10 protein-coding genes and 1 rRNA gene are annotated in these 19,907 nt (G+C 61.3%); 6 read left to right on the top strand and 5 right to left on the bottom strand.

The window, feature by feature from the left end; genetic code table 11:
- Window positions 1–5: 5 nt before the first annotated feature.
- A 5S ribosomal RNA gene (gene rrf / locus ACSBQV_RS16210) occupies window positions 6–121 on the top strand.
- Between the two features lie 178 nt (window positions 122–299).
- Here the strand turns inward: rrf and actP are convergent.
- From actP to acs, 3 genes are all read right to left on the bottom strand, one after another.
- A complete protein-coding gene (gene actP, locus ACSBQV_RS16205; protein ID WP_004930048.1) occupies window positions 300–1,952 on the bottom strand; it encodes a cation/acetate symporter ActP in 1,653 nt (550 codons plus the stop codon).
- A complete protein-coding gene (locus ACSBQV_RS16200; RefSeq protein WP_004930047.1) occupies window positions 1,949–2,260 on the bottom strand; it encodes a DUF485 domain-containing protein in 312 nt (103 codons plus the stop codon). The genes actP and ACSBQV_RS16200 overlap by 4 nt, the downstream gene beginning before the upstream one ends.
- 91 nt (window positions 2,261–2,351) lie before the next feature.
- Window positions 2,352–4,310, bottom strand: a complete 1,959-nt coding sequence (gene acs, locus ACSBQV_RS16195; RefSeq protein WP_099783372.1) for an acetate--CoA ligase — start codon at window positions 4,308–4,310, stop codon at window positions 2,352–2,354.
- Between the two features lie 901 nt (window positions 4,311–5,211).
- Here acs and gltP point away from each other — a divergent pair.
- Together gltP and ACSBQV_RS16185 are read left to right on the top strand one after the other, a co-directional pair.
- Window positions 5,212–6,528, top strand: a complete 1,317-nt coding sequence (gene gltP, locus ACSBQV_RS16190) for a glutamate/aspartate:proton symporter GltP (protein ID WP_033641576.1) — start codon at window positions 5,212–5,214, stop codon at window positions 6,526–6,528.
- 275 nt (window positions 6,529–6,803) lie between these two features.
- Window positions 6,804–8,147, top strand: a complete 1,344-nt coding sequence (locus ACSBQV_RS16185) for a condensation domain-containing protein (RefSeq protein ID WP_099783370.1) — start codon at window positions 6,804–6,806, stop codon at window positions 8,145–8,147.
- A gap of 42 nt (window positions 8,148–8,189) precedes the next feature.
- Here ACSBQV_RS16185 and ACSBQV_RS16180 read toward each other — a convergent pair whose 3' ends face one another.
- Window positions 8,190–11,285 (bottom strand): amino acid adenylation domain-containing protein, encoded by a 3,096-nt coding sequence (locus tag ACSBQV_RS16180; RefSeq protein ID WP_099783368.1) that lies wholly within the window; start codon window positions 11,283–11,285, stop codon window positions 8,190–8,192.
- Between the two features lie 64 nt (window positions 11,286–11,349).
- Window positions 11,350–12,960 carry a condensation domain-containing protein gene (locus ACSBQV_RS16175; RefSeq protein ID WP_099783366.1) on the bottom strand — a complete coding sequence of 537 codons (1,611 nt, stop codon included), beginning with the start codon at window positions 12,958–12,960 and terminating at the stop codon, window positions 11,350–11,352.
- A 535-nt stretch (window positions 12,961–13,495) separates the two neighbouring features.
- Here ACSBQV_RS16175 and ACSBQV_RS16170 point away from each other — a divergent pair.
- The 3 genes from ACSBQV_RS16170 (at window position 13,496) to ACSBQV_RS16160 (ending at window position 19,857) form a co-directional block, all read left to right on the top strand.
- Window positions 13,496–15,589, top strand: coding sequence for a TonB-dependent receptor (locus tag ACSBQV_RS16170; protein ID WP_099783364.1), 2,094 nt, complete (start codon window positions 13,496–13,498; stop codon window positions 15,587–15,589).
- 78 nt (window positions 15,590–15,667) lie between these two features.
- Window positions 15,668–18,577 carry a condensation domain-containing protein gene (locus ACSBQV_RS16165; RefSeq protein ID WP_099783362.1) on the top strand — a complete coding sequence of 970 codons (2,910 nt, stop codon included), beginning with the start codon at window positions 15,668–15,670 and terminating at the stop codon, window positions 18,575–18,577.
- A 47-nt stretch (window positions 18,578–18,624) separates the two neighbouring features.
- On the top strand, window positions 18,625–19,857 hold the full coding sequence (locus tag ACSBQV_RS16160) for a YncE family protein (protein ID WP_099783360.1): 1,233 nt from the start codon (window positions 18,625–18,627) through the stop codon (window positions 19,855–19,857).
- The last annotated feature ends 50 nt before the right edge of the window (window positions 19,858–19,907 follow it).

Here is a 19,907-nt window from a genome sequence, read left to right as displayed (position 1 = left end):
ATTTGCCTGGCGGCAATAGCGCGGTGGTCCCACCTGACCCCATGCCGAACTCAGAAGTGAAACGCCGTAGCGCCGATGGTAGTGTGGGGTCTCCCCATGCGAGAGTAGGACACTGCCAGGCATCAAACAAAGCCGAAAGCCCTGAACTGACGTTCAGGGCTTTTTGCTGTGCGTAAAACGCAAAAAAGCGCAGCTACGCTGCGCTGCTTTCTCCTCCTTCTTCTCCGTCAGCGAGCCAGAGAAAAGGCCCCGAAGGGCCTTTGATTAGGGTGTGTTTGCTTTTTTCACTTATTATTCGGTCAATGCGAGCTGCCCTGAGAAATGCCCAGCCCGGTTTGCGAACGAACAAACTGCGCCCGGAAGCGTTCCCGCTCTTGCTGCCCGGCCAGTGAGCTGTCGGTGATCGAGAACAGCCAGGTGCCGACAAAGGCCACGATCATCGAGAACAGCGCCGGGTATTCGTACGGGTAAATCGGTTTCTCATGGCCGAGGATCTGCACCCAGATCGTCGGGCCGAGGATCATCAGAATCACTGCCGTCAGCAGGCCTAACCAGCCGCCAATCATCGCGCCGCGGGTCGTCAAACGCGACCAGTACATCGACAGGATGATGATAGGGAAGTTACAGCTGGCGGCGATGGAGAACGCCAGCCCGACCATAAAGGCGATATTCTGCTTCTCGAACAAAATCCCCAGGGCAATGGCGACCAGGCCTAATACCACGACGGTGATCTTGGAGACCTTCAGCTCATCGCGCTCGGTCGCCTTGCCGTTTTTAATCACGCTGGCGTACAGATCGTGGGACACGGCCGAGGCGCCGGCCAGCGTCAGGCCTGCAACCACCGCCAGAATGGTGGCGAACGCCACCGCCGAGATAAAGCCGAGGAAGAAGTTGCCGCCAACGGCATTGGCCAGATGCACTGCCGCCATGTTGGTGCCGCCCAGCAACGCGCCGGTGGCATCTTTGAACGCCGGATTGGCGCTGACCAGCAGGATGGCGCCGAAGCCGATGATAAAGGTCAGAATATAGAAGTAACCGATAAAGCCGGTGGCGTAGAACACGCTCTTGCGCGCTTCCTTGGCGTCACTCACGGTGAAGAAACGCATCAAGATGTGCGGCAGACCGGCGGTGCCGAACATCAGCGCCAGGCCAAGCGACAGCGCGGAAATCGGATCGGACACCAGCCCGCCGGGGCTCATGATGGCGATGCCTTTCGGATGCACCTTCACCGCTTCGGCGAACAGGGTATTGAAGTCGAAGTTAACCGACTTCATCACCATCAGCGCCATAAAGCTGGCGCCGGCCAGCAGCAGCACCGCTTTGATGATCTGCACCCAGGTGGTGGCCAGCATGCCGCCGAACAGCACGTACAGCACCATCAGGATACCGACCAGGATCACCGCCACATGGTAGTTGAGCCCGAACAGCAGCTGGATCAGCTTGCCGGCGCCGACCATCTGCGCGATCAGATACAACGCCACCACCACCAACGAGCCGCAGGCCGAGAGGGTGCGGATCGGTTTCTGCTGCAGACGGTAAGAGGCGACATCGGCGAAGGTATAGCGGCCGAGATTGCGCAGGCGTTCCGCGATCAGGAACAGAATGATCGGCCAGCCGATGAGGAAGCCGATGGAGTAGATCAGGCCGTCATAGCCCGAGGTATAGACCAGTGCGGAGATGCCGAGGAACGAGGCGGCGGACATGAAGTCGCCGGCGATCGCCAGCCCGTTTTGCAGACCGGTGATGCGCCCGCCCGCAGTGTAGTAGTCCTGACGGGAACGGGTGCGTTTGGAGGCCCAATAGGTGATGTAGAGCGTGGCGCCGACAAACAGGATAAACATCACGATCGCCTGGATGTTCAGCGGCTGACGATGCACCTCGCCGCCAATGGCGTCGGCGCAGGCCAGGCCCGGCAGCAACAGCAGCGCGGCGGCGGACAATAAGCGCTTCATTGTTTCACCTCGCGCAGAATCTCTGCGGTGAGGCGATCGAATTCGCCGTTGGCGCGAAACACATAGATCCCGGTCAAGACGAAAGAGATCACGATCAGCCCGACGCCGACCGGGATCCCGCGGGTAATGGTCGATCCGGCGGCGATCGGCGTGCCGAGCCATTGGGGATCGAAGGCGATCAACAAAATGAAGCCGACGTACAGCGCCAGCGTAATCAGCGAAAGCAGCCAGGCGAACCGGCCGCGTTTTCTCACCAGCTCTTTAAAGCGCGGGTTTTCTTCAATCCCTTGATAAATGGTGTCATTCATCAGAGTGTCTCCAGTAGGTATTGATAGAGTACGCCGCGCCAGGGCCGCTCAACGGCGCGTTATCCGAATGAGCGGCCTGAAGCGGCGTAAATTATGACGGCACTTTCATTGATTGTTTTTCTTCCAACAGCTTGTCGACTACAGCCGGATCCGCCAGCGTGGAGGTATCCCCCAGGTTGCTGGTGTCGCCGGCGGCAATTTTGCGCAGGATACGCCGCATGATCTTGCCGGAGCGCGTTTTGGGCAGCGAGTCTGTCCAGTGCAGCACGTCCGGCGTGGCGATCGGCCCTATCTCTTTGCGCACCCAGTTGCGCACTTCGGCATAGAGCTCCGGCGTCGGTTCTTCGCCGTGGTTCAGCGTGATATAGGCGTAGATCGCCTGGCCTTTGATGTTATGAGGAATGCCGACCACCGCCGCTTCGGCGATTTTCGGGTGAGATACCAGCGCGGACTCGATCTCGGCGGTGCCCAAACGGTGGCCGGAGACGTTCAGCACGTCATCGACGCGGCCGGTGATCCAGTAGTAACCGTCCTCGTCGCGGCGGGCGCCGTCGCCGCTGAAATACATGCCTTTGAAGGTCGAGAAGTAGGTTTGCTCGAAGCGGTCATGATCGCCGAACAGGGTGCGCGCCTGGCCCGGCCAGGAATCGACGATCACCAGGTTGCCTTCGCAGGCGCCTTCCTGCGGCGTGCCGACATTATCGACCAGCGCCGGCTGTACGCCGAAGAAAGGCCGCGTGGCGGAACCGGCCTTCAGCTCGGTGGCGCCCGGCAGCGGGGTAATCATGAAGCCGCCGGTTTCAGTTTGCCACCAGGTGTCGACGATCGGGCATTTGGCGTTGCCTATCTTGTTGTAGTACCACTCCCAGGCTTCCGGGTTGATCGGTTCGCCGACCGAGCCCATGATGCGCAGCGAATCGCGTCGGGTGCCTTCGATCGCCTTGTCGCCTTCGGCCATCAGGGCACGAATGGCGGTCGGCGCGGTATACAGAATGTTGACCTGGTGTTTGTCTATCACCTGCGATAGACGATTGACGCCCGGATAGTTAGGTACGCCTTCGAACATCAGCGTGGTGGCGCCGCAGGCCAGCGGGCCGTACAGCAGATAGCTGTGACCGGTGACCCAGCCGACGTCGGCGGTGCACCAGTAAATGTCGCCGTCGTGATAGTCGAACACATACTTAAAGGTCATCGCGGCGTACACCAGGTAGCCGCCAGTGGTGTGCAGCACGCCTTTTGGCTTGCCGGTCGAGCCGGAGGTGTACAGGATAAACAGCGGATCTTCGGCGTTCACTTCTTCCGGCGGGCAATCGGCGGAAACGCCCTGGGTCAGCTCATGCCACCACAGATCGCGCCCTTCCTGCCAGTAACCCGGTTTGCCGGTGCGCTGGAACACCACGACGTTGGCCACGCTGACCACGCCGGGGTTTTTCAGCGCATCGTCGACGTTCTTTTTCAGCGGCACGGCGCGGCCGGCGCGCAGGCCTTCATCGGCGGTGATCACCAGTTTGGCGTTGGAGTCGATAATGCGTCCGGCGACCGCTTCCGGTGAGAAGCCGCCGAAGATCACCGAATGTACGGCGCCGATGCGGGCGCAGGCCAGCATCGCGACCGCCGCTTCCGGCACCATCGGCATATAGATAGCCACCACGTCGCCTTTTTTCACGCCGAGCTTTTTCAGCACGTTGGCGAATTGGCAGACATCATGGTACAGCTGTTTGTAGGTCACTTTCTTGGATTGGGTCGGGTCATCGCCTTCCCAGATAATGGCGGTCTGGTCGCCGCGCTCGGCCAAATGACGGTCCAGGCAGTTGGCTGCCAGGTTCAACGTGCCGTCTTCAAACCAACGGATGCTGACGTGGCCCGGATCGAACGAGGTGTTTTTGACTTTGGTATAGGGTTTGATCCAGTCCAGGATTTTGCCATGCTCACCCCAGAAAGCTTCTGGGTCTTGAACCGACTGTTGATAATACTGTTGGTATTGTGCCGGATTAATCAGGGCGCGTTCTGCAATTGCAGAAGGAATAGCGTGTTTATGCAGTTGGCTCATAGCTTTTCTCCTTGAAGTTGTTAATGATATGTCAACTGAAGGTTAAGTATAGTTTGCTACGATTCTTTGTTTCTTTTTTGCGCGGCAGATCACGCAACAAAGATATTGATTTGTAATAGTTCTGCCGCATTTGCAGTACGTATCTATCTATTTGGCGTTTAAATCATCATAAACCCGCTTTTTTAGCCAAAAACACTTATCTAAAGAACAAAAAAGAATAAACAAAGGCGAGGGTATTTGCCTCGCGCTTAATAAGGGTGGCAGAGACCGACATTATTTCGCGCTATAAATCTTTTTTGATTATTTTTCGCTATTAATATTCGAAGTTGGTATTAACGCGATATAACGATGGACGGCACATCGTGAAATAACGTTCTATTAACGCTTAATTCCTGATGAAAACTCGGGAAATACCTTGTGGCATTCATCCTGCCGAATTGTTCGATTTTTAATCGGAATATAAAACGGCGCTGCATTTATGGGTGAAAATGTCACTCGGCCAATTCCCATTTATTTGACTTTTGGGTAACAAAATATAAACATTTGATGCGGACTAAATATGCAGAATGGACGAAAAATAACGCATTTTAATCGCGTTCAAAAAAACGTCGCCGGCGCGGTTATGTGCTTCATTATATGAAAAATTATGTTTTTAATAACAAGCAATTATGCCATTTGAAATAGTTACGCGAATTTTTTGTGATTCGATTCAGCGCTCAACCCTGACAAATCAAGGCTTGCAGAGCATGCCGCCCGGATGATACAGATTTATACTGCGTCGCACCCAGGGCAGGTGAACGCTTCCACTGAATTAACATAAGCCTGTAATAAATGATTAAGTATTCTTTTCGCCGTGTTGCGACTTTGTACGGCGCAAAGAGTCTTTGAGGACTTTTTGGGTATGAAAAGTGTAAAAATTAGCCTGGCTTGGCAAATCCTGATCGCGTTGGTGCTGGGTATTATTGTTGGCGCGGTATTGCACAACCAGACCGAATCTCGTGAGTGGCTGGTGAGCAATATTCTCAGCCCGGCGGGTGATATCTTTATTCGTCTGATTAAGATGATTGTGGTGCCGATCGTTATTTCCACGTTGATCGTCGGTATTGCCGGCGTGGGGGATGCGAAAAAGCTGGGCCGCATCGGATTGAAAACCATTATTTACTTCGAAGTGATCACCACGATCGCCATCGTGGTGGGGCTCACTTTGGCCAACGTCTTCCAACCGGGCCACGGCATCGATATGTCGACGCTGACCACGGTGGACATTTCGCAGTATGAGAAAACCACCGAACAGGTGCAAAGCGGTTCGCACAGCCTGGTGGCGACCATTCTGTCGCTGATCCCGTCGAACGTCTTCTCGTCGATGGCCAAGGGCGACATGCTGCCGATTATCTTCTTCTCGGTGCTGTTCGGTCTGGGGCTGTCGTCGTTGCCGAAAGAGACCAAAGAGCCGCTGCTGAAGGTCTTCAAAGCCGTGTCCGAGAGCATGTTCAAAGTCACCCACATGATCATGCGCTATGCGCCGATCGGGGTGTTTGGTCTGATTTCGGTCACGGTGGCGAACTTCGGTTTCGCTTCGCTGCTGCCGTTGGCCAAGCTGGTGGTGCTGGTGTACTTCGCCATCGCGTTCTTCGCCCTGGTGGTGCTGGGGGCGGTCGCTCGGCTGTGCAACCTGCGCATCTGGACGCTGATCCGCATCCTGAAAGACGAACTGATCCTGGCTTATTCCACCGCCAGTTCGGAAACGGTGCTGCCGCGCATCATCGAAAAGATGGAGGCTTACGGCGCGCCCAAGTCGATCACCAGTTTCGTGGTGCCTACCGGTTACTCCTTTAATTTGGATGGTTCGACGCTGTACCAGAGCATCGCCGCCATCTTTATCGCCCAGCTGTACGGCATTGAGCTGTCGTTGGGGCAGGAGATCGTGTTGGTGCTGACGCTGATGGTGACCTCGAAAGGGATCGCCGGCGTGCCGGGCGTCTCGTTCGTGGTGCTGCTGGCGACGTTGGGCAGCGTCGGCATTCCGCTGGAAGGCCTGGCGTTTATCGCCGGCGTGGACCGTATCCTGGATATGGCGCGCACCGCGCTGAACGTCGTGGGCAACGCGCTGGCGGTACTGGTTATCGCCAAGTGGGAGCACCAGTTCGATCGCAAGAAGGCGCTGGCCTACGAAACGGAGTTCCTGGCGCAGAAGGTGAAGCCGGCCAATCAAGGCTAATCACCGGCTAGCGGGATATGAAAATCGCCCCGGGCATCCGTGCCCGGGGCGATTTGTTTTTATGCCCTTTCAGCCTGCCACTTTCTTTTCTCTGCCCCCGCTGCGTCGCTTGCATCCCCGCTTAACAGAATCTAAAGTGTTACCAAATTATTGGAAATGATAATAGATGTTATTATCATTTTCATTTGATGATGTATGGAGACACACAAAAGCCGTTGAACGGCGGGGTATCGCCCGTTCGGCGCTTTTATTCAGGCTTATCAAAGGTAGGTAACATGTCGGACACCGCTTTGGCCTCTGAATGGTTGCCGCTGGCGCCAGCGCAGCTTGATTTCTGGGAAGAATACACCTTGCACCCTGGGCAGACCTTATCCACCGTCGCCCATTGCACCGAACTGTGCGGCGCAATAGATGAAGCGGCGCTCTGCCGGGCGATCGCCGCCACCCTCGCCGAGACGCAGGCGTTTGCCCTGCGCTTTGGCGAACGGCGTGGCGACCATCCTCCGCCGCTACGGCACGAGCCACAGCGCATACCGTCATTGCAACGTATCGATCTGCAAACGCATCGCGATCCCTGGCAGGCGGCGCAAAGCCTGATGCACGAGGATATCGCGCAGCACCGGGCGTTGCACCGCGAACCGTTAGCCGCCGCCTGGCTGCTGAAGCTGGGACCGGAGCGTTACCTCTGGTACGTGCGTGCGCACCATATTCTGGTCGACGGTTTCGGCATGGCGCTAATCGAACACCGCTGCGCCGCGCTATATGCGCACTACCTCGGCCAGGGGAGCGCGGGCATCCCTTTGGGTGCTTTCGCCCCCTTTCAACAGGCCGAGTTGGCCTACGTCGATTCTGAATGCTGCGAGCGCGATCGGCGCTTTTGGCAGGCCTATCTGCCGCCGTCGCAGGCGCTGCCGACGGTGCGTAAGGGTGGCGGAGAGTATGGCGTGCGACGCCTGAGCGTCAACCGTCGGTTGCCGACAGAAGTCGCGCAACGTCTGGCGCAGCAGTCGGAACGCAGTGGCATCAATTGGCCCGACTTGCTGGTGGCGCTGTCGGCGGCCTGGCTGTTTCAGGTCATGCCGCGCCACGTCCGGCAGGGCGATGCGTTGCCGATGTGGATGCCAGCGATGAATCGCCGCGGGCAAGCCGCCACCAACGTCCCTTCGCTGGCGGTTAATACCCTGCCGCTGCTGGTATCGCCGTCGCCAATGGAGACGCTGGGGAGCTTTCTGACCACCCTGACGCAGCAGCTGCGCGAGCTGCGCAGCCACGCCGGCTATCGTCTGCGCCAACTGGCCGCCGATCGCGGCGTGGATCCGAACTCGCGCTTCTTTATTTCTCCCTTCATCAACGTGCAACCCTTCGACGCGCCCCGTTTTGTCGGTTGTCGCGGCGCCCGGCGCGTATTGGCCGGGGGCTCGGGCGACGGTTTCAACCTGACGTATCGCGGCCGCACCGACGCCCGCGATCTGCAGGTGGATATCGACATTTATCTGGAACAGTTCCCGACGGAGGATGCGCTGGACTATGGCGAGGCGCTGCAAGAATTTCTGCTGCGCGCGCTGCAGCGGGAAGCCTGGGAACAACCGCTCGCGGCCCTGACGGCATTGCCCGCCTGATAACCTGCGGGCGGGGGATATCCCCGCCCGAGTGATGTGGCTTCAGCTGGTCAGTAACGCCGCCACTTCGCGCGCATTCTTGCACGGCAAGAGCGCACTGCTCACCAGCCGGGTGCCGAAAGCGTCATTGAGGCGCTCCGCCACCTGTTTGATATGCGGCAGCTTCAGCCCCATGGCGATAAACGCCGTCTCTTCTCCCCATTCCGGGCGCGGCGTCACGCCGATCGCCTGCCAATAGATGGTCAGGATCTCTGCGCTGCGCGCCAAAGGCGCGTTCGGCGGCGGGGCTGCGCAGGCATTCAGCGCCGGCGCGGTTTGCCGCTGGCTCAGGTCGGCGCGGATGCGATGGCGGTCGGTTTTGCCGTTGGCAGACAGCGGCAGCGCCTCGGCGTGGATAAAGCGCGTGGGAATATGGGTACAGGGCAGATAGCCGGTGGCGAAGGCGCGGATCTCGGACAGCGGCAGCGGCTTGCCGTCGCGGGTCAGATACAGGGCGCCGAGCGCCGCCTCGTTGTTCTCTCCGCTGGGATAATCCACGACCACCATATCCCGGATCGCCGGATGGCGGCGCAGCACGTCTTCGATTTCCGGCAGCGAGACGCGCACGCCGCGGATCTTCACATAGCCGTTCACCCGGGTGGCGAACATGATGTTGCCGTCCGGACGGTAATAGCCCTGATCGCCGGTACGGAAAGCGCGCAGCGGCTGCCCGTCCGGCCCTGCGAGGGTGACGAAGTCGTGCTGCTTCAGCTCCCCCTGCTCCAGGTAGCCCAACGCCAGGTTGACCCCGGCGGTATGGATGCGGCCGACCACGCCGGCCGGGCAGTGGCTGCCGTCGTCATGGCAGATGAAATAGCGGTTGGCCGGCAGCGGGCGGCCGTAAGGCACGGTGCCGCTCTCCTGCGGGGCGATCGGGTGCCAGATGCTCCAGATGGTGGTTTCGGTCGGCCCGCCGAGTGAGAACAGCGCGAGATCCGGGCGCAAGGTGCGCAGGGTTTGCACCGTCGCCGGCTTGATGTAGTCGCCGCCCTGCGCCACCAAGCGCAGCGAGCGCAGGCTGTCGGCCGTTTTACAGGTGAGCAGCATCTCCAGAATGGCGGGCACCGAGCACCACAGGCTGACCCGATGTTTTTCCACCAGTTGGTTCCAACTGATGGCGTCTTTTTCCTGATGCGGCGCCGGCAGTACCAGCGTGGCGCCGGCGCACAGCGAACCGAACAGATCGAACATCGACATGTCATGGTGCGGCGGCGTCACGGAAATAAAGACGTCGTCGGCGGTGACTCTCCAGCGCTGTTGGGTTTGGTGCACGACATTGGCGGTGGCGCGGTTGTTGAGCACCACGCACTTGGGTTTACCGGTGGTGCCGGAGGTATACAGGTAATAGCTCGCGGCCTGGCTGGCGCTGCGTTCCGTCAACGCCTGTTCATCCGGTAGCGCGGGCGCGCGATCCGTCGGCGCCAGCAGGGTCGCCGGCGTCACGCCGATCGGCGTCTCCAGATCGCCGCCGTGCACCACCAGCGTCGGCCGGCAGTTCTCCAGCAGGTAGGCGGTGCGCTCCGGCGGCGAGTTGATGTCGATAGGCACCCAGATCACCCCCTGTAGGGCGCAGGCGAGGCTGAAGATGATCTGTTCCGGGCTGCGCGGCAAATACAGCGCCACCACGTTGCCCGGCTGTACGCCGCGGCTCTGCAGGTTGGCGATCGCCGTGGCGATCCGCTGGCCCAGCTCGCGATAGGTCAGCGTCTGCTCGCCACAGATAAGCGCGTTGCCGCCGTTATGCGCGCCGAACAGCCGCTCGGCCAGCTGCGCCAGATAAGGATAAGGCACGTAATTCGCTTCGCTGTCGTTGTGGCGGTAATGCGCCAGATCGATGAAATCTCGCGGGGCGATCGCCAGATCGGCGCGTTGGCAACTGTGCAGGATGCGCCGCTGCAAGGCCGCCAGCATGGCCGCTACCTGCTCGCCGTGCAGCGCCTGCTCGGCGTAATCCACGCACAGTTGCAGGTTTTTTTCGCTGTCCAGCGTCAGACGGATATCAATAGCGACCTGCGGCGTTTGGGTCAGGCCATCGTGGAAGCGCATCGGCGCCTCGGCCGGCAGCGTTTCCCAACCCAAACAGTTGGTCAGGATCACCGGCAGCGCCGGGCCGCCCTGGCTTTGGCCGAGCAACTGACGCGCCAGATCGACGCCGGAAAACGCCAGGTGATCGAGCGCGCCGAGCACATCGTCCTGCAAGGCTTGCGCGCGCTGGATAAAGTCTTCGCCATAGCGCGAATAGCGCACCGCCACGAAGCTGGAGGCGTTGCCCAGCGCGGCGTCGGCGGCGGGGAACGCCACCGGCACCCCGACGCACAGCTCCCCGTCGGTGGTCCAGTGGGCCAGCGTATCGAGGATCAGCGCCGAGAGCAGGCTGTTGCGCAGCAGCGCATGCGGCGATCCCAGGCGGCCGAGTTGTTTGACCGTGTCGTGCGGCAGCGTCAGGGTGGCGCGGCGATAGCGTGATGCGGTGAGATTGGCGAGCGGGGCGCGCCACGGCAACGCCGACGGGGTGGTGACATCCTGCAGCTTCTCGCGCCAATAGGCGGCATCGGCCTGGCGCTGCGCCGCCGATGCCGCAGGGGGCGGCAGCGCGGCGGCGGTCGGCGTCAGAGGGCGATCGTCGAACAGGCGCGCGATCACGGCGGAGATCCCCTGGCCGTCGAGGATCAAGGCATCAAAGCTGGTAAAGATCAGCGTATCGTACGGCGATCCCGTCGGATCCTGCTGTTCGGCGCATTGGATCACGGCGATGCGCCACAGCGGTTGGCTCGGATCGTGGCGCTGGTGGGAGTAACGCTCGCGCAGTTGTTCCGTCTGGCGCTGCGCCGCTTCGTCATCCAGCGAGCGCAGGTCGTGGCGATCCAGATGCAGCGTGATTTCCGGGCGCACGTGCTGCGTGCCTCGCTGCACATCGATGCAGGTGCGCAACGCTGGGTAGTGCTGTACCAGCTCGGCCAGGCGCGCTTCAAGGCGCAGCACATCCCGCTGCCGGGCGCGGTATTCGCGGAAGTCGTGCATCGCCACGCCGCCGAGCGGCCATCGATCGCTGCGGCCGAGAAGATAGGCCTGCTGCAGTGCGGTTAATGGTGTCTCCATGGTGCTTCCCTATAGTCGCTAACCGATTAAAACGTGCCGGACGTCGCGCGCCCGGAAACCGATCTCAGTGCTGCGGCGCCAGCGCGGCGAGCAGCGTTTTCGCATGCCGTCCTGCCTCAGGCGAGCGTTGGCAGATCAATGCCGCCAGCGCCGCCGGAGAGGGATGCGCCGCCAGATCCTGCGCCGTCAGCGCCGCCGCCAGATATTTGTTGAGCACCGTTAGCAGCGCGTTCACCCCAGCATCCGGCAGGGCCAAGCGGTGGATATCGTCGTGGTCGCGCAAGCCGGCCTCGGGAGCCACCCGTGCCAGCAGCCGGTGCAACACCTGGCGCACCGGCGCCTGCTGCGCCAGCGCGTCGGGGGTACACTGCGCCAGCAGTTGCGACAGCGGGCGATCGAACGCCCCCGCTTGCCGCGCGGCCAGGTGCAGCAGCGCCCGGTAACAGGCCTGCAGGCGTGGCAACACGTGCTCGGGAAACGCGTCCAGCCGCACGTCCCAGTTGATCAGAATGCCGTCGTCGACGTGGGCGACCTGCGCATCCAGCGCGACCTGCGGCCCCTGAGAGATGACCCAGCCGAGAGGGCCGAAGGTGTCGGCGACCCGTTCGGAAAACAGCGTCTTGCCGCGGATGCCGAAACCGGCGGTAAACACCACCGGCGAAGGCTGCAGGCTGCCGTGCAGGCGTGACAGATCGCGCATCACGCTGACGCCGGGGTAATCCGCATGCTCGATCAGCTCCGCCAGCTGCGCCATCAGGCGTTGGCAGAAGGCATTCAGGTTTTCCGTCGGGTTCAATTCCACGCCGAGCAATACCAGATTAGAGAAGTCGCCGACGAGGCGATGCGCGTCTTCCCGTTCGCTCTCGCGGTGGAACAGCGGCACGTTGAGCCGGAAGCGCGTCATGTTCCAACCCTGGCCGACGGCCAGCGCGAACAGCGCCAGAAACAGCGTCGAGAGGGAGGTGTGGTGCCGCTTGGCCACGCTCTCCAGCGCGCGGCTTTCTTCTGCATTCAACTGGATGGCCAAACGATCGCTGCGGCAGCGATCCGGCGTGCGCAGCAGGCGCGGCGCCGGCGGCACCTGCGCCAGGCGAGCACGCCACCAACGCTGGCCGCGTTCGCGCCGCTGGCGCAGCGCCTCGTCGGCGTTGCGTCGTTCGAGGTGATCGAAGTAGGCCGGCGGCGCGTCATGGGAGGGCGCCGCCGGACACTGGTGATAAAACGCCGCCAGATCCTCCATCAGCAGGCGAAAGCTCATGGCATCGCCGGCGATCATGTCGAGATCGACGTGCAAGCGGCTGCGTCCCGCCGGCAGCAGGCTCAGGCTGATATCGCAGGGAACGCCCTGTTCCAGCGGCAGCAGTTGGGTGCTTTTCGCCTGGCGTTTGGCGGCGAGCGCGGCCGCCAGCGTCGCTTCATCGGCGTGTCGCCAGTCGTCGAGATGCAAGGTATGCCGGGGACCGGGGGGCGCGATCGTCTGTCGGCCATCGTCGGTAATGCGCAGGCGCAGCAGCGGATGATGCAGGTACAACATCTCTACGGCCTGGCGCAGCTGAGCGGTATCCAGCTCGCCGCCGTCGAACTCCGCATACAGGTGGGCGGCCATGCCGCCCAGAGGGGGAGCGGACTGTCGGCCTACCCAATAGGCGGCCTGCATCGTGGTTAACGCTTTCATCGGGTATCCATTTTGATTCAGCCAACGAGACTGCAAGAATATATCCAAATGTTAATAGGAATGAAAATTATTATTATTTGATCCATTTGGCGCACGGGTGCTATCTATAAGGCGTTTTAGCAATACCGAGCAGAGAGCGCGTTGGGCGTGAATAATTTATCTATATTATTCTTAGCATTGAAATGATTGCTTGTTATTTCAGCGCTCGTTTTTCCTGCGAAAGCATAAGGGCTTCTGGCAGTTATCTTGTCAGCCCTCACACCTTTATTGATAATGATTTGCATTAGAAAATGCAAAATATTATCATTCTTAACATTATTTTACGTTTTTATACAAGCTGCCGGCCGCTCCGCCGGCGGCTTGGCCGTGGACGGGGCCGCGCCCGTTCGGCCGCGAAAGACATGGGTTTGCCGCAGGGATAAGCAACAGCAAGGCCGGGAAGGCCGCAGCGTCATGATCTGTGTGAGTGTCGATGTAGGTTGTGTAAAAAAAAATCAAATTTTGTGCACCTCTGGGATGAAAGGAGAAGACATCTATGGGCAAGCATTTTGCGGCTCAACGGCATGAAAGCGTAGGAAACGGGGAAAAGGCGGGGTTGAAAGCCATTGGGGCATTTTCCTCCGTATTTTTAGGGGTTTGTTCACTGGCGATCGGTAACGTCAACGCGGCGGAAACGAAGAGCAACGAAACCTACCAGGACGCGGAAACGCTGCTGGTCACCGGTGAGAAGATCAAACGGTCCATTTTCGACACCGGCTCCAGCGTGCAGGTGTTCGACAGCAACCGCATCGCCTCGATGCCCGATGCGGTGCAGATCCCCGACCTGCTGCGCATGACCCCCAACGTGGTGGATTTGGGCATCGGCAACGAACTGCCGACCGTGCGCGGCATCGACGGTTCCGGCCCGAACGTCGGCGCCAACGCTTTCCTCAGCGGCACCCGCCCGCGCCTCAATCTGTCATTGGACGGCCGTTCGCTGACTTATAACGAACAGGCGTTCGGTCCGCAGTCGCTGTGGGATCTGGATCGCGTCGAAGTGTTCCTCGGCCCGCAAAGCTACATCCAGGGGCGCAACGCCATCGCCGGCGCCATCGTCATGGCCAGTAAGGATCCGACCTTCGAGTGGGAAAGCGCCTTCAAGGGCGGGGCCGGCAACCAGCACTCTTCACAGTTGGCGGCCATGGCGTCCGGCCCGCTGGTGGAAGATCAGCTGGCGTTCCGCGTCAGCGTCGATCGCCAGCGCCGCCGCAGCGAAGCCGATCTGCCGGCCTATGCGCCGGTGGGCGATCCGCGCGAAGTGGAAGCCACCACCGCCCGCGCCAAGCTGTTGTTCAACCCGGCCGGCCTGCGCGATCTGACCACCAAGCTGACCTTCAACCACTTCGGCAGCACCGCGCCGCAGAACGAAAGCCTCAACCCGCAGCCACATCCGACCAATCCGCGCCACGATCCGCGCCGCGCTGTGTTCAAAAGCAACATGAACAGCACCATCTGGGATCTGGCCTGGGAGCAGTCCGACGCACTGACGTTGCAAAACCGCGTTATCTACACCGACTTCAACATCAACCGTCCGACCGCTTACAACATCCAATACGCCGAGATCGACGGCCAGGAAGTTCACGTGGAGCCGGTAGTGCGCTTCGGCGGCGCGGACAGCCGCCTGCACGGGCTGGCGGGGCTGCGTTACTTCCACGGCACGCAGGATGAGTTCGTTAACATCTTTGGCGGCTCGACCTTCAAGGATAAGACCGATACCCATTCGGCGTTCGCCGAGCTGACCTATGCGCTGACGCCGCAGGTGGACGTGACCGCCGCCAGCCGTCTGGAGCGCGAACATCGTCGCCGAGACGGTGGCAGCCAGGCGGTGCGCATCGATTTCGATGAAACCTACACCGTGTTCCTGCCGAAGCTGGACGTGGCCTGGAAACCGACGGATACCCAAACCTACGGCGCCAAGATCGCACGCGGCTATAACGCCGGCGGCGGCGGCATCACGATCGGCACGCCGGTGGTCAGCTACACCTACGGTTCCGAGTATGTCTGGAACTACGAGCTGTACACCCGCCATCACCTGAAAGACGCCAACGTGGTGCTGACGGGTAACATCTTCTACAACGATTACAAGGATATGCAGCTGCCGTACTCGCTGGGTGAGAACTCCAGCGTGATCCGCAACGCCGACAAGGTGGAAACCTACGGCGCGGAAATCGGCGCTACCTGGCAGCCGCGCTGGGATTTCGAACTGTTCGGTAACCTCGGCCTGTTGAAAACCGACATCAAGAAGTTCTCGGGCAGCGGCGTGGAAGGGCATGAGCTGGCGCGCGCGCCGGCTTACACCGCCAACATGGGCGCCAAATATCAGTTCCTGAAAGGGTGGGAGCTGAGCAGTAACGTGGCGTTTACCGACTCCTACTATTCGCAATACGACAACGACTCGCGCGGGCGCATCGGTTCCTATTGGACGGCCAACGCCCAGCTGGCCTACACCTTCGACTACGGTCGCGCCACGCTGTATGCGAAAAATCTGTTTGATTCCGACCGCCGCGAGATGGTCAGAAGCAATGACATTTACACGGCGACGCTCCAGCGAGGCCGCCTGGTCGGCGCAGCGGTTGAGCTGACTTTCTAACGCTATCGCGGTGACGGGGGACGAATGTCCCCCGTTTTATGCGCTATACCGGCACGGCCGGGCAAAGGAGATAACGCAGTGATCGGTGATTTTGACAGCATTCTGAGCGATGAAGAGGCCCAGCGGCTGGAGAGCGCGTTTCAGGCGCTGGGCGCGGGGGCGGCGAACGGCGAGCGGCCGGTAAGCGAAGCCGAAGAGCGGGCATGGTTTGCCCATCTGCAGCAGGGTGACGCACGCGGGCAGCGGACGTTGGCCTGGCGCCTGACGGGAGAGGTGGATATCGCCCAACTGACGGCGGCGTTGCAGGCGCTGGTGCGGGAAACGCCGGGCGTGAACGTGCATTACGTTTTTGATGACGAAAACGGTCTGATTAAACGCGCCGCCGATTCGGCGCCGTTGCCGGTGAGCCTGCGTCAGGTGGCGGATGAACAACACGCCATGGATTGCCTGCTGCAGGCGCAGGCGGCGCCGTTTGAACTGGAAGGCGAAGCGCCGCTGCGCTTCTTGCTGTTGCTCACGCCGGGCGGTGACGTGATGTTGGGCGCGGTATTGCATGACATCCTGGCGGAAACGCTGCCGTGGCGCCACCTGCCGGCGATGTTGTCCGCCCGTTATAACGGAGATGCGATGCCTCTGCCTTTCGCGGCGGAGCCGGTCGAGCCGCCGGAAATCCCGGAGCCACAGCTGCCCTGGGCGCGCCAGGCGGTCTCGCTGCAGGATTACCGCAGCCCGGCGCAGCGAGCTGAAACGTTGCCGCCGGTGGGTGGGCGCGTGGTCACGCGCATTGCGCGCTCGCTGTTGCCCGCCAACGAGACGCCGCGGGCCTTGCTGGCGGCGGTGGCGGCGCGTTTTGCCGAGTTCGTCGCCACGCAGGCCGGCGGCCAAGCGGTGCAGCTGTGCGTGCCGGCGGCTGAGACGGCGGAGTGCGTCGGCCTGGAACTGGGGCTGACGGCAGCGCCGCTGATGCGCTTGACCGTACGTCATGGCGACGGCGATGCCGGGCAACGGCTGCTGGCGCAGACCGTGGCTGAACAGCCGGATCCGCAGCGGGCGCAGCTGCTGGTGGCCTGGCGCGACGATCTGGCTGCAGAGTGGCGGTTGGAAGGCGTTCACGCCGAACGCCTGTTGCTGCCGCCGCTGCATACGCCGTTTGAACTGGCGCTGCTGTTGAGCTCGCCCGAGGCGGAAACGCTGACGCTGGAGCTGGTCACCGATCCGCGTCTGTCTCCGCACGCGGCGCCTTTCCTGCTGGAGCAGTTCAGCGCGTTCCTGGCCGGGCAGCGGATTGCCGTCGCATTGCCGGCGGCTGAGGCCGTTTCCCCGGCGATGGCCGCGCCGGCGACGAACGGCGACGCGGACGAAAGCATTGTACCACTGATTTTGCAGGCGTTCCGTGAGGCGCTGGCTGCGCCGGAAATGACCCTGGATGAAGACTTCTTCGATCGCGGCGGCCATTCGCTGGTCGCCACCCGGGTGATCGGCCGCTTACTGAGCCTGCATCAGATCGAAATCAACATTAACGATCTGTTCAGCCATCCGACGGCGCGCGGGCTGGCGGGGTACGCCAAACGCCTGAACGTCGCGCAGCCGAATGCCGCACCGACGACCGCCGACGATCATGATCGGGCGCAGGCGCCGCTGTCGTTGGCGCAGGAATCGTTGTGGAAGGTGTATGAAGCCTTTGGTCATGACGAGATCTTCAACCTGCCGTTCTCTCTGCGTTTCTTCGATGAGGTGGATGAAACGGCCCTGCGTCAGGCGTTTATCGACGTCATGACTCGCCATACCGTGCTGCGTTCACGCTTCGTCGAGCAGCAGGGCGAGGTGGTGCAGGTGGTGGTGCCGGCTGCCGAACTGTCGGATTACCAATGGTTCCGTTTCTCTCAGGAAACGCCGGCGGGCAACGCCGCCGCCCTGTTGGCCGACGCCGGCCAGCACCGTTTCGATCTGGCCGCCGAGCTGCCGCTGCGCGTCACGCTGCTGCGCGATGCGGACAACGGCCAGCAGCTGCTGTCGCTGCTGTTCCACCACGTGGTATTGGATGAATGGTCGCTCAACCTGATGATGGATGAGCTGGGCGTCGCCTATCGCCATCGCGTCGTCGGCCAGGCGCCGCAGTGGAGCGGACAGCCGCCGCAGTTCCACACCTTCGCCCGGCAGCAGCGGGCCTCGGGGGTGCAGCAGCAACATCTGGATTACTGGCTCGATGCGCTGCGCGGCGCGCCGGTCGGCCAGCCGATCTTCCGGCAAGAACCGTCCACCCATCCGGCGGTGCCGGCGCCGGCGGACGTCAACGGCGGCTGGCTGGAGTTCGAGGTCGATCCCGCCGTGGCGGAAGGCCTGTATCAACTCGCTCGCCGCAACAACGCTTCGTTGTTCAACGTAGTGTATGCCGGGATTACCTCGGCGCTGCGCCTGCTTGGCGGCCCGGCGGATCTGCTGGTGGGCACCTCGACCTCCGGCCGTAACGACGCCGAGTTCTTCGATACCGTCGGCTACTTCACCACCGTGGTGGTGCACCGCGTGCGCTTCGACGAAGGGCTGACGGTCGCCGGGTTGGTCAGTCAGGTGAAAAACACCATCAATGGCTCGCTGCCGTACACCGACATTCCGATCGACCTGGTGGAAGAAGGGCTGTTCGGCGTGGATGCCGACCGCAAGAACCACATGTTCGAAGTGTTCATCCAGATCCACAGCCGCATCAAGCTGAACGGCGAGTTCCGGCTGCAGGACGGCCGTGCGATCGCCTACCGTCAGGTGGAGCCGGAGAAAGCCGAATCGCTGCTCGGCCTGCAGTTTGAGGTGATGGAAGACGATCTGGCCGGGAAGAAATCCCTGCGGGTGATGATGACCTATCGCCAGGATCACTACAGCAGGGAGCAGGCCACTCTGATCGCCGACGGCGTTCAGCACGTCTTTACCCAGTTTGCGCAGCACATCGCTGGCGATATCGCTCTGGCGGCGCTGCCGCCCGGGCCGCAGGCATGACGTTGTTTCACTCTAACCGAAAGCATGATTTTCAAGGAGATAAAAGGATGTCTGGAACCCTAGCAACCCCGCGCGCGTTACTGTCGCTGCTGGTGGCGGCCTCTCTGGTGGTCGCCGGCGCCGCGCAGGCGGACGATGCCAGCATCAAACCGCAGGACATCAAGCGCCAGGCGCTGTCGTCGGCGGTGGTGGAGATGGCCTACAGCACCTCGCAGCAGGCGCTGTTCGTCAGCGCGCCGGACTGGAAGGAAGAAGCGCGCTCCCGCGTGCTGCGGCTGGATCCCAACACCCTGGCGATCAAGGCGGAGATCCCGCTGCAGGTGAAAGGCTTCGGCGTGGCGCTGAACGATGCGGGCAACCGTTTGTACCTGACGCAGGCCTTCAATGGCGAAGTCGGGGTGGTGGACACCACCACCAACCATGCGCTCGGCAGCATCAAACTGCTGGATAAAGCGGTGCTAGAGCAGGCTTACAAGCAGGCGGGCATCAGCGGCAAGCGCCTGGATTTCCTGCTGGCGGAGCTGAAGAAGTTCAAGATCACCGAAGACTACCTGTACCGCATCCGCGAGATTAAATATGACGCGCAGAGCGGCCGCCTGTTCCTGCCGGGGCTGGGCTTCGGCGTCGACAGCGTGCTGTACGTGGTCGATACCAAGGCCGGCAAGCTGGAGAAAGTGATCCCGGGCTTCGGTTACAACGCGGTGGGCATCACGCTGGATGAGAAGGGCCGCCGGGTGTTCGTCTCCAACATGCAGGGGCAGGTGATCACCCTGAACGCCGACACGCTGGCGATCGCCGCCACGCACGAGGTGCAGGCCGATCAGCTGCTGAACCTGGTGTATGACCCGGCGAGCAATCGCCTGCTGGGCGTCGATCAGGGCATCGATCGCGACGACTACCGCAACCATCATCTGGGGCACGATTACGTGAAGCGCAGCAGCGGCCACCGGGTGTTTGCGCTGGATGCGGACAGCGGCAAGGTGCTGGCCAGCGAGCTGACGGATGAGGTGCCGATCGGCCTGCTGCTCGACGAGCGCAGCCAGCGGCTGTATGTCGCCAACCGCAAAGGCGTGCGCGTGGATCATGGCGCCGGGACGCTGACGGTGTTCGACGCCAAGACGCTCAAGCGCCTGCAAACCGTCGACCTGCCGCCGCACCCTAACAGCCTGGCGTTGGATCCGAAAGGCGACACGCTGTTCGTGACGGTGAAAAACGACGGCGCTGCCACCAAGGCCGGCAAGCCGGAAAGCGTGGTGCGCATTCAGCTGCACACCAACTAACTGAATATAAATATAAAAAAGGGCGCCTCGGCGCCCTTTGTCGTTGGGTC

Origin of the sequence: Serratia sp. B501 (assembly GCF_051172315.1) — a bacterium.
GTDB classification, from domain to species: Bacteria; Pseudomonadota; Gammaproteobacteria; order Enterobacterales; family Enterobacteriaceae; genus Serratia; species Serratia ureilytica.
Note: the sequence above shows the minus strand (reverse complement) of the source record. Positions and strands in the feature narration are given on the sequence as shown.

Bases quoted from the DNA above. Each gene is read 5' to 3' on its own strand.
- actP (WP_004930048.1), bottom strand. From the start codon at position 1,952: ATGAAGCGCTTATTGTCCGCCGCCGCGCTGCTGTTGCTGCCGGGCCTG.
- ACSBQV_RS16160 (WP_099783360.1), top strand. From the start codon at position 18,625: ATGTCTGGAACCCTAGCAACCCCGCGCGCGTTACTGTCGCTGCTGGTG.
- ACSBQV_RS16200 (WP_004930047.1), bottom strand. From the start codon at position 2,260: ATGAATGACACCATTTATCAAGGGATTGAAGAAAACCCGCGCTTTAAA.
- ACSBQV_RS16185 (WP_099783370.1), top strand. From the start codon at position 6,804: ATGTCGGACACCGCTTTGGCCTCTGAATGGTTGCCGCTGGCGCCAGCG.
- acs (WP_099783372.1), bottom strand. From the start codon at position 4,310: ATGAGCCAACTGCATAAACACGCTATTCCTTCTGCAATTGCAGAACGC.
- gltP (WP_033641576.1), top strand. From the start codon at position 5,212: ATGAAAAGTGTAAAAATTAGCCTGGCTTGGCAAATCCTGATCGCGTTG.
- ACSBQV_RS16175 (WP_099783366.1), bottom strand. From the start codon at position 12,960: ATGAAAGCGTTAACCACGATGCAGGCCGCCTATTGGGTAGGCCGACAG.
- ACSBQV_RS16170 (WP_099783364.1), top strand. From the start codon at position 13,496: ATGGGCAAGCATTTTGCGGCTCAACGGCATGAAAGCGTAGGAAACGGG.
- ACSBQV_RS16180 (WP_099783368.1), bottom strand. From the start codon at position 11,285: ATGGAGACACCATTAACCGCACTGCAGCAGGCCTATCTTCTCGGCCGC.